At 66.4% G+C, this 15345-nt stretch carries 10 protein-coding genes; 6 read left to right on the top strand and 4 right to left on the bottom strand.

Annotated elements, in window-relative coordinates:
• The first annotated feature begins 13 nt into the window (after window positions 1-13).
• The 4 genes from FHS28_RS20045 to FHS28_RS20060 are packed head-to-tail and all read left to right on the top strand — an operon-like array spanning window position 14 to window position 4703.
• Window positions 14-1210 (top strand): glycosyltransferase family 4 protein, encoded by a 1197-nt coding sequence (locus FHS28_RS20045; protein ID WP_088453611.1) that lies wholly within the window; start codon window positions 14-16, stop codon window positions 1208-1210.
• Between the two features lie 19 nt (window positions 1211-1229).
• A complete protein-coding gene (locus tag FHS28_RS20050; protein WP_088453746.1) occupies window positions 1230-2432 on the top strand; it encodes a glycosyltransferase family 4 protein in 1203 nt (400 codons plus the stop codon).
• Entirely contained in the window at window positions 2425-3741 is a 1317-nt protein-coding gene (locus tag FHS28_RS20055) for a putative O-glycosylation ligase, exosortase A system-associated (RefSeq protein ID WP_184295283.1), read from the top strand. Before FHS28_RS20050 ends, FHS28_RS20055 begins: the two co-directional genes overlap by 8 nt.
• Window positions 3741-4703: a polysaccharide deacetylase family protein gene (locus tag FHS28_RS20060; RefSeq protein ID WP_246410388.1), complete on the top strand. Its 963-nt coding sequence runs from the start codon at window positions 3741-3743 to the stop codon at window positions 4701-4703. Before FHS28_RS20055 ends, FHS28_RS20060 begins: the two co-directional genes overlap by 1 nt.
• A 4-nt stretch (window positions 4704-4707) precedes the next feature.
• Here FHS28_RS20060 and FHS28_RS20065 read toward each other — a convergent pair whose 3' ends face one another.
• Genes FHS28_RS20065 through FHS28_RS20075 form a run of 3 tightly spaced genes read right to left on the bottom strand, consistent with a single transcriptional unit; the run spans window position 4708 to window position 9075 of the window.
• Window positions 4708-6288, bottom strand: a complete 1581-nt coding sequence (locus FHS28_RS20065) for an efflux transporter outer membrane subunit (RefSeq protein WP_184295286.1) — start codon at window positions 6286-6288, stop codon at window positions 4708-4710.
• Window positions 6289-6302: 14 nt separating this feature from the next.
• Complete coding sequence (locus FHS28_RS20070) at window positions 6303-7922, bottom strand: MDR family MFS transporter (RefSeq protein WP_088453613.1); 1620 nt, start codon at window positions 7920-7922, stop codon at window positions 6303-6305.
• Window positions 7915-9075 (bottom strand): HlyD family secretion protein, encoded by a 1161-nt coding sequence (locus tag FHS28_RS20075; protein WP_088453749.1) that lies wholly within the window; start codon window positions 9073-9075, stop codon window positions 7915-7917. Before FHS28_RS20075 ends, FHS28_RS20070 begins: the two co-directional genes overlap by 8 nt.
• 129 nt (window positions 9076-9204) lie before the next feature.
• Here FHS28_RS20075 and FHS28_RS20080 point away from each other — a divergent pair, with 129 nt between their 5' ends.
• On the top strand, window positions 9205-9915 hold the full coding sequence (locus FHS28_RS20080) for a CerR family C-terminal domain-containing protein (protein ID WP_088453614.1): 711 nt from the start codon (window positions 9205-9207) through the stop codon (window positions 9913-9915).
• 58 nt (window positions 9916-9973) lie between these two features.
• Here FHS28_RS20080 and acnA read toward each other — a convergent pair whose 3' ends face one another.
• A complete protein-coding gene (acnA, locus tag FHS28_RS20085; protein WP_088453615.1) occupies window positions 9974-12694 on the bottom strand; it encodes an aconitate hydratase AcnA in 2721 nt (906 codons plus the stop codon).
• Window positions 12695-13073: 379 nt separating this feature from the next.
• Here acnA and FHS28_RS20090 point away from each other — a divergent pair, with 379 nt between their 5' ends.
• Window positions 13074-15314: a CRISPR-associated endonuclease Cas3'' gene (locus FHS28_RS20090; protein ID WP_088453616.1), complete on the top strand. Its 2241-nt coding sequence runs from the start codon at window positions 13074-13076 to the stop codon at window positions 15312-15314.
• The last annotated feature ends 31 nt before the right edge of the window (window positions 15315-15345 follow it).

Below are 15345 nucleotides of genomic sequence, written 5' to 3' on the forward strand. Positions count from 1 at the left end.
GGATGCGCACTGCATGAAGATCCTCTACCACCACCGCACGGCGTCCAAGGACGGCCAGGCGGTCCATATCGAAGAGATGATTGCCTCGCTGCGTGCCCTCGGGCACGAGGTGCGGGTCGTGGCGCCGGGCGGGGAATCCGCCCCGCAGGACAAGGCGCGCATGGGCGACGATGTCGGCTGGGTGCAGCGTCTGCGGGCCCGGCTGCCCAAGTGGGTGTATGAGCTGCTGGAGCTGGGATATTCGCTGCTGGCCTACCGGCGCCTGGCACAGGCCGCGCGGGAGTTCCGGCCCGATGCCATCTACGAACGCTACAACCTCTACCTGCTGGCCGGGCTGCTGCTCAAGCGCCGCACCGGCCTGCCGCTGCTGCTGGAAGTGAATGCACCGCTGGCCGATGAGCGCGAGCGCTTCGGCGGTCTGGCGTTGCCGCGTCTGGCCCGCTGGGCCGAGGGGGTGGTCTGGCGCGGTGCCGACATGGTGCTGCCGGTCACCCGCGTGCTGGGGGAGATGGTCGCCGCACGCGGTGTGCCACAGGACCGGCTGATGGTGGTGCCCAACGGCATCAACCAGGAACACTTTGCAGAAGCGCCATCGCCGCAGGCCGCCAAGGCACAGCTCGACTGGCCGGATGCGCTGGTGCTGGGCTTCACCGGCTTCGTGCGGGACTGGCATGGCATGGACCGCGTGATCCGCTGGATGGCCAGCCCGTCCGCACCGGTCAATGCCCGGCTGCTGCTGGTGGGCGACGGACCCGCGCGGGAGGACCTGGAAGCACTGGCACGGTCCCTGAACCTGGGTGAGCGGGTGCGCTTCACCGGTGTGATTTCCCGAGACGATGTGCCGCGGCATGTCGCCGCCTTTGACATCGCGCTGCAGCCGGCGGTGGTGGCCTATGCCTCGCCGCTGAAGCTGTTCGAGTATCTGGCCCTGTCGAAGGCCATCGTGGCGCCCCGTCAGCCCAACATCGAAGAGGTGCTGGAAGACGGCCGCAATGCGCTGCTGTTCGACCCGGCCCAGCCCGACGCGCTGGAAGCACTGCTGGCGCGGCTGGCCCATGACGCCACGCTGCGCGAGCAGCTCGGGCAGGGCGCCGGCGCCACCATCGCGCGGCTGAACCTCACCTGGCTGGGCAATGCCGAGCGGGTGGTGGCGCTGGCCCGGTCGCTGCGGGACGCCCCCGCATCGACGCTGGGCGATGCCAAGGCGTGAGGGGACAGGCACGGCCATGCTGAAGATCCTGACCTTCTCCACGCTGTATCCCAGCGCTGAAATGCCCAGCCACGGCATCTTTGTGGAAACCCGTCTGCGTCATCTGGTCGCTTCCGGCCAGGTGCAGGCGAAGGTGATCGCGCCGGTGCCCTGGTTCCCGTTCAAGGGCGAGCGCTTCGGTGAATACGGGAAGTTTGCCGCCACGCCGACGGCGGAGCATCGCCATGGCCTGTCGGTGACGCATCCGCGCTTCATCCGGCTGCCCAAGGTGGGCATGAGCAGCGCGCCCTACACCCTGGCCTGGACGGCGCTGCGCGAAGCCCGTCGGCTGCAGCGCGAAGGCTTTGACTTTGACCTGATCGACGCTCACTACTTCTATCCCGATGGGGTGGCGGCGGCCATGGTGGCGCGGGCGCTGGACAAGCCGCTGGTCATCACCGCCCGCGGCACCGACATCAACCTGATCCCGGCCTACACCCTGCCGCGCAAGATGATCCTGCGGGCTGCGCGACAGGCCGACGGCATGGTCACCGTCTGCGCGGCCTTGAAGGACGAACTGGTGCAGCTGGGCGGAGAGGCGGACAAGATCCAGGTGCTGCGCAATGGCGTGGACCTGGCGCTGTTCCACCCGGGCGGCCGCGATGCCTGCCGCCAGCAGCTGGGTCTGGCCCCGGGCCGCTTCACGCTGGCGTCGGTGGGCCACCTGATCGAACGCAAGGCGCATGACCTGGTCATCGGCGCGCTGCCGCAGCTGACCGATGTGGATTTGCTGATTGCCGGCAGCGGACCGGAAGAGGGCGCCTTGCGCCGTCAGGCCGCCGACCTGGGCGTGGCCGACCGGGTGCGCTTCCTCGGGCCCTTGCCGCAGGCGCGCCTGCGCGAGGTGTATGCCGGCGTGGATGCCCTGGTGCTGGCGTCCAGCCGCGAAGGTTGGGCCAATGTGCTGCTGGAGGCGATGGCCTGCGGCACGCCGGTGGCCGCGTCCAATGTGTGGGGCACGCCGGAAGTGGTGAGCGGTCCGGAAGCCGGGGAGTTGATGCCGGAACGCACCGCCGCAGGCGTTGCCGCGGCAGTGCGCCAGTTGCGCGCGGAGCCGCGCGATCGGGCGGTGACGCGCCGTTATGCCGAGCAGTTCTCCTGGGACACGACCACCCAGGGTCAGATCGACTTGTTCCAGCGGATCCTCGCCGCTCGGGGAATGCCGGAGTTCCGTCATGCGTGACCTGATCATGCTGGCCCTGTTTTCGCTGCTCATCTGGAAGACGATGAAGGAGCCGATCTGGGGCGTGCTCGGCTGGGTCTGGATGGGGGTGATGAACCCTCACCGGCTGGCCTACGGCTGGGCGCACGATGCGCCGTGGTCGATGGTGATTGCGCTGGCGCTGTTCATGAGCCTGATCGTGCACCGGGACAAGCTGACCCGGTTCCCGGTCAACGGGGTGACGGTGCTGCTGCTGATCTGGATCCTCTGGATCGGCGTCTCGCCCTTGATCCACTCGTTCTATCCCGAGAGGGAATTCGCGCCGTGGTCCCGTGCCTTCAAGGTGGTGCTGATGGTGCTGGTGTCGATGCTGGTGGTGCAGCGGCGGCGGGACCTGGACTGGCTGGCGCTGGTGCTGGTGATCTCCATCGGGTATTACGGGATCAAGGGCGGGCTGTTCACCGTCATGACCGGCGGTGCGGCGCGGGTGTGGGGGCCGGAGGGCTCCTTCATCGAGGACAACAATTCGCTGGCGCTGGCCACCATCATGACGGTGCCGCTGATCCGCTATCTGCAGTTGCAGGCCACCAAACGCTGGCAGCGGAATCTGGCGCTGGGAGCGATGCTGCTGTGCATGGCCTCGGCGGTGGGCTCACAGTCCCGCGGGGCCTTTCTGGCGATCTGCGCCATGTCCTTCTTCATGTGGCTCAAGAGCCGCAACAAGCTGCCGCTGGCGATCGTGGTGCTGGTGGCCCTGCCGCTGATCTTCGTCTTCATGCCGGACAGCTGGACCGACCGCATGGAGACGATCAAGACCTATGACCAGGACGGCTCGGCGATGGGCCGCATCAATGCCTGGCAGACCGCCTGGCGACTGGCAGTGGACCTGTTCCCGCTGGGCGGTGGCTTCACCGTGCCGGGGCCGGCGGCCTTCGCCAAATATGCGCCGGACCCGACGATTCCGCTGACGGCCCACAGCATCTATTTCCAGGCGCTGGGCGAGCACGGTTTCATGGGCCTGTTCCTGTTCCTGGGCATCTTCTTCCTCACCTGGCGGCGGGCGACCCGCCTGATCCGTGCGACGAAGAATGTGCCGGAGTTGCAGTGGGCGCGGGACCTCGCCGCCATGTGTCAGGTCGGCCTGATCGGTTATGCGACCGGCGGCGCTTTCCTGAGCCTGGTCTATTTCGACATGCCGTATTACCTCGTGCTGATGGTGGTGGCGCTCGACCGCATCGTGGCCAAGGAGATGGATGCGCGCACCAAGGCCGACGTGGCGGCCGGCATCCGGCCGGTGAATGTGCATTCGCCGTATTGGGGAGGCACCTGATGCTGGCGTCGCTGAGCTTGCTGGGCTGGCCGGGCGGTGCGCCGGCGCTGAGCATCCTGATCTATCACCGGGTGCTGCCCGCGCCAGACCCGCTGCGGCCCGGCGAGATCGACGCCGCGCTGTTCGAGGCGCAGGTGCGCTTCCTGGCGCGGCATTTCACGCTGATGACGGTGTCGGACGCGGCGAAGGCCCTGCGCGAAGGCCGTCTGCCGCGGCGCGCGGCCTGCATCACCTTTGACGATGGGTATGCGGACAACCTGACCGTCGCACATCCCCTCCTGTCCCGTCTGGGGGCGCCCGCCACATTGTTCGTGGCGACCGGATATCTGAACGGCGGGCGCATGTTCAGCGACACCGTCATTGAATTCGTGCGCAAGGCGCAGGGCCCGACGCTCAATCTGAGCGGCATCGGCATGGGCACTCACGCGATCAGCACGGCGGAAGAACGGCTGATGGCCATCACTGCGCTGCAGGTGCAACTGAAGTACCTCGCGCCGCAGGAGCGCGATGCCAAGGTGCAGCAGATGCTGGCGGCCCATCCGGTGGGTGCGCTGCCGGACGACCTGATGCTGACGGATGACCAGCTGCGGCAGTGGGCGGCGGCGGGCCATGAGGTGGGCGGCCATACGGTCGATCACACGGTGCTCACCACGCTGACGCCAGATGCGGCGCGTGAACAGGTGCAGACGGGGCGGGCCTGCCTGGAGCGGCTGACGGGGGTGCCGGTGCGCAGCTTCGCGTATCCCAACGGGCGGCCGGCGCGGGACTATGACGCGACCCATGCAGCCATGCTGCGTGAACTGGGATTCGAGGCGGCGGTGTCGACCGCTGCCGGCGTGGCGAGGCCGGGCGCCGATCCGTTCCAGTTGCCGCGCTATACGCCGTGGGGCCGCTCCATCACGATGTTTGCGGCGCGCATGATGCGCAATGCCCGGATGGGCGGGCCTGCGGCGCTCGTTTGAGCCGTCAGTCCTTGCTCACGGCATCGGAAGGGGGTGTGCCGGTACCGCCCACCCCCCACCCCAGGCCCAGGCTCTTTTGCAGCGAGACAAAGTCTTTAACCAGGGCAGCTTCCCCATCGAGGGTCCTCAGCGCCGCGGTGACCTGATTGCGCTGCGCATCGAGCAGGTCCAATTGGCTTCCCGCACCGGCCTGCCGACGTTGCTGGGCCAGCGCCAGCGACCGCTCCGCCGAGGCCTGCTGCGCCAGCAGGTGCATCAGCGCCTGCCGCTGCTGGCCATAGCGAGAGAGGGCAGTGTTGGCATCCTGCAGCGCGCTCAGCACAGTGGCGTGGTATTGCGCCACAGCCTCGTCCCGACCAGCTTCGGCCTGCCGCACCTCGGCCTGCGTGCGGCCGAAGTCCAGCACGTTCCAGCTCAGGTAGGGCACGCCCACCAGCGCCAGGCTTTTGCTGGTGAGCAGGTGGCCGAGGTCGGTGCCGGCCATGCCGATGTCGCCCAGCAGGGTGAGCTTGGGAAAGTAGCCCGCTTCCTTCTGTCCGATCCTGGCCTGACTGGCGGCGAGTCGCCGTTCGGCCGCGCGGATGTCCGGCCGGCGCTGCAGCAAGCCTGATGGATCGCCGATGGCGACGGTGTCCGGCAAGGCGGGCAGGTGGCCGGACGATGACGCGAGCGGCGCATCCAGCGCGCCGGGCGCCTGCCCGGTCAACACCGCGAGTTGATCCAGGGACATGCTGATCTGCGCAGCGACGTCCGCCAGCGACGCCTGTGTCGATTCACCCTGCAGCAGGCGCTGCTCCACATCGTCCGCAGCGGAGACGCCGCGCGATTGGCGCTGCCTGGTGAGGTCCAGCGTCTGGGCATCGGCCGTCGCGGTGGCGCGCAGCAGATCCTGACGCTGCTGCTGCGCCCGCAAGCTGGCGTAGGCCTGTGCCACTTCCGCGGCCAGCGAGACCTGCGCATCGGCGAGGTCGGCCTGCACCGACTCGGCCTGTGCGGTCGCCGCTTCCGTCGCGCGGCGCGTGCCGCCGAAGAGGTCCGCCTCCCAGGTGGCATCGAAGCCCACGCTGTAGAGATGCAGCGTCGATTCGCTGCGGGTGCCCGGCGCCTGCCAGACGCCCGCGCCCAAGGCCGACGCCGAGCCCTTGGGCATCCGCTGCGCTTCCTGCTGGCGCAGCGCGGCGCGGGACTGTCGCAAGCGGGCCTGCGCCGCCTGCAGGGTGGGACTGTTGGCAAGCGCCTGATCGATCAGCGCATTGAGCTGCGGGTCGTTCAACGACAGCCACCAAGCGGCGGTCGGCGCAGCGACCGGCTTACCGGATGGCGCACTGCTTGGCGCTGTCGCTTGATTCGATGAGGTGGCGAGCGCCGTGCCGGGTGCGTTGGACGCGTTGCCAGCACCCGCGCCATCGCGCACAAATCGCGGCGCCTTCAGTGCCTCCGCGGCGACGGGCGGCGCGCCGCGGTAGTCGGGGCCGACGGTGGTGCAGCCCGCCATCGCCAGCAGCACGGCGCTGACCAGCAGCGCAGGCGCAGCAGGTCTGGGGAGGCTTCGCAGTCGGATCGTGGGGTTACGTTGGAAGAGCATGGGAGACGTCCGCATCAATGGGCTTCGTTGACCGCAGGCGCCTGTCCGGGGCGCGGGGTCTTGAGAAGCAGGGCCAGGGGGATGCACAGCAGCAGTGCGATCGCCAGGGCGTAGAAGGTTTCAGAAAAGGTCATGACGCTGGCCTGCTGCTGGACCTGCAGGGCAATCTCCTTGAGCGCCTGCAGTTGCGCATGCAGTGCATCACCGACCTGCGCCAGGTGGCTGGCGGTGCCGGCGGCAACACGCTCCTGCACGATCGGCGAATTCGCGTTCATCGACTCCCGCAGGCGGTCCACATGCAAGGCATTGCGCCGGTCGATGAAGGTGCCCAGCACCGCCAGGCCCACCGAGCCGCCGAGGTTGCGCGCCATGTTGTACAGGCCCGCCGCATCGCCGGATTCCTCGCGACTGACGGCCGCCATCGAGGCCTGGTTGAGCGGCATCATGCACAGCATCTGCCCCACACCCCGCAGCAGCTGCGAGAGCGTGAAGTCGTGGCCCACGCTCTGCGCGGTGAGATTGATGTCCAGCAGGCAACTCACGGCAAAGAACAGCAGCCCGGCAATCACCATCACCCGGAAGTCCAGCCGCGTGATCAGCCGCGGCAGGATGGGCATCATCAGGAAGGCCGGCAGGCCGGACAGCAGCATCACCGTGCCGGACTGCTGGGCGTTGTAGCCGGAGATCAGCGCGAGGAATTGCGGCACCAGGTAGGACACGCCATAGAGGCCCGCGCCCACGATGAACACGATGAAGATGACGCTGGCGTAGCTCTTGTTGCGCATCAGGCTCAGCCGCAGGATGGGCTTGGCCGACCAGCGCTGCGACAGCGCCACCAGCAGCAGCCCGAAGGCCGACGCTGCGCTCAGGCCGATGATCAGGCCCGATTCGAACCAGCGCTCGCGCTGGCCTTCTTCCAGCACCACGGTCAGGGTGGACAGGCCCGCCGCCAGGCCGATGATGCCGAGCCAGTCGGCGCGCAGGAACTGGTCCAGATGGGTCCGCTCGGACGGCAGGCCCAGCAGCAGCAGCGCCAGCAGCGCAGCACAGACCGGCACGTTGATGAAGAAGCACCAGTGCCAGCTGACGTTTTCGGTGAGCCAGCCGCCCACCACGGGGCCGAGCAGCGGCCCGAGGATCACGATCAGCCCGAACATCGTCATGCCGACGGGCAGCTGATGCCGCGGCAGCCGGGTGCGGATGATGGTCTGCGCCGTGGGGATCATGGCGCCGCCGGTGAAGCCCTGGCCGATGCGCGCAATGATCAGCGTGCTGAGGCTGCCCGAAAGCCCGCACATCACCGAGAACAGGGTGAACAGGGTCGCGTTGCCCACCAGAAAGTTGCGCAGACCGAAGACCCGCGTCAGCCAGGCGGCCAGCGGGATCATCACGATCTCGGACATCAGGTAGCCGGTGGAGATCCAGGTGCCTTCGGTGCCGGTCGCGCCGACAGCGCCCTGGATCTGCGGCAGGGCGGAGTTGGTGATGGAGATGTCCAGAGTGGCCATCAGCGCGCCCAGCGCGCCGGCGGCGACGGCGATCCAGTCGGCCGCTTTGGCGTTGGGCTCGGACGGGGCTGCGGGCGCGGCACCGTTCGCTGCCGGCGGTGGGCCTGGGAGCACGGCCTCAGCCATGGTGTCCCTCGCGAGTGGAGGCGTGCGAGGCGGAGGTCGGCTGCGCGTGATCGCGCGTGTCGACTTCCGTGGTGACCGACAGGCCGGGCAACAGACGCTCACGCATCGCCGCATCGGCCGTCACATGGATCCGCACCGGCACCCGTTGGACGATCTTGGTGAAGTTGCCGGTGGCGTTTTCTGATGGCAACAGCGCAAATTGGGCGCCCGTGCCGGGCGAAAAGCTCTCGACTTCGCCGTGCAGGTCCAGGTCGGGCAGGGCATCCACATGCAGGGTCACCGGCTGACCGGCTCGCATGCGGCCAATCTGCGTCTCCTTGAAGTTGGCCACCAGATAGACCTCCTGCACCGGCACCAGCGTCATCAGGCGGGTGCCGGGCTGGACCAGCTGGCCGACTCGCACGGTGCTGTCGCCGATGCGGCCATCGATGGCGGCGCGCACCACCGTGTCGTCCACATCCAGATAGGTCTGGCTGCGGGCGGCGTCCGCGCCTTGCACCTGCGCACGGGACTGAGCCACCTGTGCTTCGGTGGACTTGATCTTGCTGGCTGCGGCCGCCTCCGCCGCCTGATTGGCAGCCAGCGTGGCCTTGGCCTGGTCCCGGGTGTTGCGCAGCTCGGCCAGCCGCTCTTCGGTGGTGGCCCCGGTGGTCACCAGCGGGGCGAATCGATCGACCTCCTGCTGCGCATGGGCCAGCGCCACGCTGGCCGATTGCACCTGGGCACGTGCCTGCGCGAGTTGCGCCTTCTGCTGGAGGATGTCGGCCTCCGCTCTCTGGATATCGGCCTTGCGCGCTTCGATGGTGGCCTGGGCCTGCGCCAGCATGGCTTCGTATTGGCGGCGGTCCAGCCGCACCAGGGGGTCGCCGCGCTTCACCGCCTGGTTGGGCTGCACAAAGACTTCGGTGACATAGCCGACCACCTTGGGGGCGACAGTGACGCTGTCGGCCTTGAGATAGGCGTCATCGGTGCTCTCGATGAAACGGCCGACGCGCCACCAGTTCACGCCATAGACCGCGCTGCCCACGACGGCCGCGACGGCCAGAAGCAGAAGGATGGGGCGGCGACGCCTGGAGGCGGGCGAGGTACTGGCAGATGCAGAACCGGAAGCAGGGGTCGGAGCGGTGACGGGCGCAGAGGGGGGAGTGGACATGACCATCCATCAGTTGAATTTATTCCGGTCGATATCTTTTTCCAGTTGGAAGAATTCTGTCAACTGATATATTTTGAGAATGTGCACCGCGCCACATCCTGGCCGCGGCTTTACCTTCCAGCATTGCGAATGACCGAACGACCCGCCCGCGCCCCGAGACACCGCCCTGAAGCCGGCTACGCCCGGGGTGAAGAAACCCGGCGCCGCATCATTGATGTGGCCTTGCGCCTGTTTGCGCAGCGTGGGTTCGAGGGCGCGTCGACGCGGGAGATCGCGAAGGAGGCGGGGGTCAATGCACCAGCGTTGCAGTACTACTTCGACAACAAGGAAGGTGTCTATCAGGCCTGCGCGCGGCACATCGTGGACAGTGCGGTCGAGCATTTCCTGCCGGCGGTCGAGCAGGCGGAAGCGGTACTGGAACAGGCGGATGCTTCAGGCGATGCGCTCTTTGAGGCCTTCGGTGCCCTGCTGGACGCCATCGCCGAACATCAACTGCTGCCGGACGATGTGGAGCATCGGCGCCTGTTCATGTCGCAAGAGCAGGTGGGGCAGGGGCCTGACCTGATCTTCCAGATGCTGGACCAGAGCCTGCGCCCGCGCATGGCGCGCGTCACGACGCATCTGGTGGCCCGTTATTGCGGCATGGACCTGAAGGATCCGCTGCTGGGCATGCGCATCATGATGATGATGGGGCAGCTGACCACGTTCTCCCTCGGGCGACGGCTGCAACTGGCCAAGCTCGGCTGGGAGCGCTTCGGACCGAAGGAAGTGGCGACCATCAAGCGCGCGGCGCGGGAGCATTGCCGGGTGCTGATGGACCATTGGCGGCACTCACCATGAAAACAGCGCCCCTCGGGGCGCTGTTTCATCGTGTCGTGCAGCCGACGCCGGTGGCTCCTCAGGCCGCCATCAACTGCCGCAGCACATACGGCAGGATGCCGCCGTGGCGGTAGTACTCGACCTCGATCGGCGTGTCGATGCGCAGGATCAGCGACACCTTGCGCGTCTTGCCATCGCCGGTGGTGATGGTCATGAACGCTTCCGACTGCGGCAGGATCTCGTCGCCCAGCTGGATGTCGATCAGCTCATCGCCCTTGAGGCCCAGGCTTTCCCAGGAGTCGCCCGGGCGGAACTGCAGCGGCAGCACGCCCATGCCCACCAGGTTGGAGCGGTGGATGCGCTCGAAGCTCTTGGCGATGACCGCCTTGATGCCCAGCAGCTGCGTGCCCTTGGCCGCCCAGTCCCGGCTGGAGCCGGTGCCGTATTCCTCGCCCGCGAAGATGACGGTGGGCACGCCGTCGGCGATGTAGCGCATGGCGGCGTCGTAGATGAACTGCTTCTCGCCGCCCGGCTGGAAGAGCGTCAGGCCGCCTTCCTCGCGGGAACCGTCTTCCTTCGCGGGGATCATCAGATTCTTGATCCGCACGTTGGCGAAGGTGCCGCGCATCATGACTTCGTGGTTGCCGCGGCGCGAGCCGTAGCTGTTGAAGTCCGCCTTCATCACGCCTTGTTCCTTGAGGTAGGAACCGGCCGGTGAGGCTTCCTTGATGGCGCCGGCGGGCGAGATGTGGTCGGTGGTGATGGAGTCACCGAACAGCGCCATGATGCGCGCCTGCTTGACGCCGGATTCCTGTGCCTTCGGCTGCTGGGTGAAGCCTTCGAAGAACGGCGGCTGCGCAATGTAGGTGCTCTTGGGCCATTCGTAGACCTGACCCTTCACGCCCTTGATGTTCTCCCACAGCTTGCCGGGTTCGGCTTTCACCTTGGCATAGTTGGCGCGGTAGGCGTCGGGGTTGAGCGCCAGCTTCAGCAGCGCATAGATCTCGTCGCTGGTGGGCCAGATGTCGCCCAGGTAGACCGGCTTGTTGTCGGTGCCGTAACCCACCGGCTCGGTCATCAGGTCGCGGGTGACGTTGCCGGCGATCGCATAGGCCACCACCAGCGGCGGGCTGGCCAGGAAGTTGGCCTTGATGTTGGGATGGATGCGGGCCTCGAAGTTGCGGTTGCCGGACAACACGGCGGCGCAGACGAGGTCGTTGTTGACGATGGCCTCGTTGATCTCGGCCGTCAGGTCACCGGCATTGCCGATGCAGGTGGTGCAGCCATACGCGGCCACGGCAAAGCCCAGCTTTTCCAGGTAGGGCAGCAGGCCGGCCTTCTCGAGATAGTCGGTGACGATGCGCGAGCCGGGTGCGAGCGAGGTCTTGATGTGCGGCTGCACCTTGAGGCCGGCATACACCGCCTTCTTGGCCAGCAGGCCCGCTGCCAGCAGCACGCTGGGGTTGGAGGTGTTGGTGCAGGAGGTGATGGCGGCAATCAGCACATCGCCGTTGGCGATTTCCAGGCCCTTGGGACTGGCGACCGGGAACTTCCTCGCCAGCTTGTCGGCCGGCTGATTGAAGCCGTTCTCGGCCACCGGCTTGCTGAACAGGCTGCTGAAGGTCTTGGCCAGGTCGGTGATGACGATGCGGTCCTGAGGACGCTTCGGGCCGGCCAGCGAGGGCGCGACGGTGCCCAGGTCCAGCGAAACGACCTGGCTGTACTGGATGTCCCCGCTGCGCGGCACACCGAACAGGCCCTGGGCGCGGAAGTAAGCTTCGAAGGCCTCAATCTCTTCCTGCGTGCGGCCGGTGCCCTTGAAGTAGTCGATGGTGCGCTCGTCCACCGGGAAGAAGCCCATGGTGGCGCCGTACTCAGGCGCCATGTTGCCGATGGTGGCGCGGTCCGGCACCGACAGGCTGGCGGTGCCTTCGCCGAAGAATTCGACGAACTTGCCGACCACCTTGGCCTTGCGCAGGATTTCGGTGACGGTGAGCACGAGGTCGGTGGCGGTGACGCCTTCACGCAGACGGCCCGAGAGCTCGAAGCCCACCACGTCCGGCGTCAGGAAATAGACCGGCTGGCCCAGCATGCCGGCTTCCGCCTCAATGCCGCCCACGCCCCAGCCCACGACACCCACGCCGTTGATCATCGTGGTGTGGCTGTCGGTGCCCACCAGCGTGTCCGGGTAGTAAATGGCGTTCGGACCGGTGCCGGTCTTGTGCACGCCGCGGGCCAGGTATTCCAGATTCACCTGGTGGACGATGCCGAAGCCGGGGGGCACGACGCCGAAGGTGTCAAAGGCCTGCATGCCCCACTTCATGAATTCGTAGCGCTCGCGATTCCGCTGGAATTCCAGCTTCATGTTGAGATCCAGCGCTTTTTTGTCGCCAAAGTGGTCGATCATGACCGAGTGGTCCACCACCAGATCCACCGGCACCAGCGGCTCGATGGTCTTGGGGTTCTTGCCCTGCGCCTGGGCGACGTTGCGCATCGCGGCCAGGTCGGCCAGCAGCGGCACGCCGGTGAAGTCCTGCAGCACCACGCGGGCGACGACGAAGGGGATTTCCTCGTTGCGGGGAGCGTTGGGCTTCCAGTGCGCCAGTTGCTCCACATGCTCCGCCGTCACGCGCTGGCCGTCACAGTTGCGCAGGACGGATTCCAGCACCAGACGGATCGAGACCGGCAGCTTGGCCACGCTGGGGAACTGCTCGGCCAGCCGCGGCAGCGAGTAGTACTGGCCGGTGGTGCCGGAGGCGGTCTTGAAACTGGCGAGGGTGCTGGCAAACGCATGGGGCATGGCTCACTCCTTGGCTGAAACGGGCGGATTCGCTGCCTGTTTGTACTGGGAAATCGATTCGGTACCGCGGGGAAGGGTTTCGAGACGGGCCGAGCCCGGGTCGAGGCCCTCCGCGCCTGATTGTGGCGCGGTTGTTCCACACTGTGATGACTCTGTTGGGTGATGTGGCGTCCCCCAAAACAAAGGCGCAGGCGCAAGAGGGCAAGGCACAGACCCAGGTGTACGGATTGTGCGATAACGAACCTAGGCCCGCGCGATACTCGCCCATAGGGATCCCGTCGAAAGGGCAAGTGCCGATCGCAATATTTGGCGACGTGAGGTGAGCGTGACCTTGCGTGACGGGCACTGAGGGGCACCAGCGCTTCAAGGCTCAGCGTCCATGATCTTCTTCGGTCATTCCGCAACCGGGCTCGACGAGTCCGACTGGCAACGCCTGTCAGAGCACTTACAGCAGGTCGCCGTGTTGGCCGGCAAATTTGCGGATGCCTTTGGCGCTGCTGAACTGGGTCACTGCGCGGGCCTGTTGCACGATCTCGGTAAATACACCGACGCCTTCCAGCGGAGGCTGCGAGGCAGCGCCGAGAAGGTGGATCACTCAACCTGGGGCGCGCGCATCGCCCTGGCGCGCTACCCCACCCTGGGCTACCTTCTCGCCTATGGCATCGCGGGCCATCATGCGGGCCTGGCCAACGGCAAAGGCGATGGGCGCCGTACCAGCCTGCAGGAGCGATTGAACGCGGTGCTGCCAGCACTCGATGAACGCTGGGCAGCGGAACTGTCCGCGCCTGCGGAGGTGCCGATGTTGCGCGGGTTCCGGGTGCAGCCGGACCGGGGCATGTTCCAGATGGCCTTCCTGGTGCGCATGCTGTTCTCCTGCTTAGTGGATGCAGACTATCTGGATACCGAAGCCTTCTACCAACGGGTGGAGCAACGCCTGGCGCTTCAGCCGGCCAGGCCTTCAGGACCGGCGCTTGGCGAGCTTCAAACGGCGTTGGACGCGCATCTGTCAGCCTTCCGCGCAACGACCGCGGTCAACACCATTCGTGCGGAGATCCTGCAGGCGGTGCGGGACCAGGCGGGGTTGTCGCCCGGCATCTTCTCCCTCACGGTGCCCACAGGGGGCGGAAAAACGCTGGCGTCCCTGGCGTTTGCATTGGATCACGCGATTCGACACGGTCAGCAAAGGGTGATTTTTGTGATCCCTTTCACCAGCATCGTGGAGCAGAACGCAGCGGTGTTTCGGCGCGCTCTGGGACGCTGGGGCGATGCGGCAGTGCTGGAGCATCACAGTGCGTTTGCCGACGACCCCACGCAGGGCAGGGAAGCGCGAGACAAGCTTCGGTTGTCGATGGAAAACTGGGACCGTCCCGTCATCGTCACGACGGCGGTGCAGTTCTTCGAGAGTCTGTTTGCGGACCGCCCGTCCCAGTGTCGCAAGCTGCACAACATCGCCAACAGCGTTGTAGTTCTGGATGAAGCGCAGACGATGCCGTTGCACGTGCTCCGCCCTTGCGTCGCCGCCTTGGACGAACTGTCGCGCAACTATCGCAGCAGTGTGGTGCTGTGCACCGCGACCCAGCCCGCGCTGCGACGACCGGATGCGACCACGGGTGTGGACGGGTTTGACGGTGGTCTTGAGAACGTGCGCGAACTCGCGCCGGAACCTGCAGCTCTCTTTCAACGACTGAAGCGCGTCACGGTCAAACGCATCGGATCTCAGGACGACGCTCAATTGCTGGGCCAGTTGCGGGAACAACATCAAGTGCTGTGTATCGTCAACAACCGCCGTCATGCTCGAAGCCTGTTCCAGGGCCTGCAAGACCTGGCGGGTACCTACCACCTGACAACGCTCATGTGCGCTGCCCATCGCAGCGAGGTGTTGGCCGCCGTTCGGGCGGCCTTGACGCAGGGGCGGCCCTGCCGGCTTGTCGCCACGGCACTGATCGAAGCCGGCGTGGATATCTCGTTCCCGATCGTCTACCGCGCAGAGGCCGGGCTCGATTCCATCGCCCAGGCGGCCGGGCGATGCAACCGGGAGGGCCTCCGGGCTGTTGATGACAGCGAGCTCAGGATTTTTGCAACGGCCAATGATGCATGGGCGCCGCCACCCGAGCTGCGCCAATTCGCCGACGTGACGCGCGACGTATTGAGGAACAGCCAGGGAGACCCGCTGGATCCTGCCACCATTGAGAAGTACTTCAAATCGCTGTACTGGGCCCGCGGCGATGACGCGTTGGACAGACATGACCTGCTGGGCACGCTGGAGGGTGCGCGGATCGACAGCCTGCCCATGGAAACATTGGCCGAGAAGTTCAGGATGATCGAGACCGCACAGCGCTCCGTAATCATCCCTTTCAAAGAAGAGGGCCGCTCGGCCGTTCGAGACCTTCACTTCGTGAGTGGTTTGGCCGACATCAGCCGCCGCCTGCAACGCTATCTGGTGCAGGTTCCGCTGTACGGATTCGAAGCTCTGCGCAAGGCTGGTGCCATCGAAGCCGTGCGCCCGAAAGAGTTTGGGGATCAGTTCTTTGTTCTGGTCAATGAGAGCCTGTATGGCGAGCACGTCGGTCTGAGTTGGGAAGCGCCGACATTCATCAGTGTCCAGTCATTGGTCCAGTAGATCGCTTCATTTGCTCCGGAGAGAGCCGGAA

This window comes from Roseateles terrae (assembly GCF_014192155.1).
GTDB classification, from domain to species: Bacteria; Pseudomonadota; Gammaproteobacteria; order Burkholderiales; family Burkholderiaceae_C; genus Roseateles; species Roseateles terrae.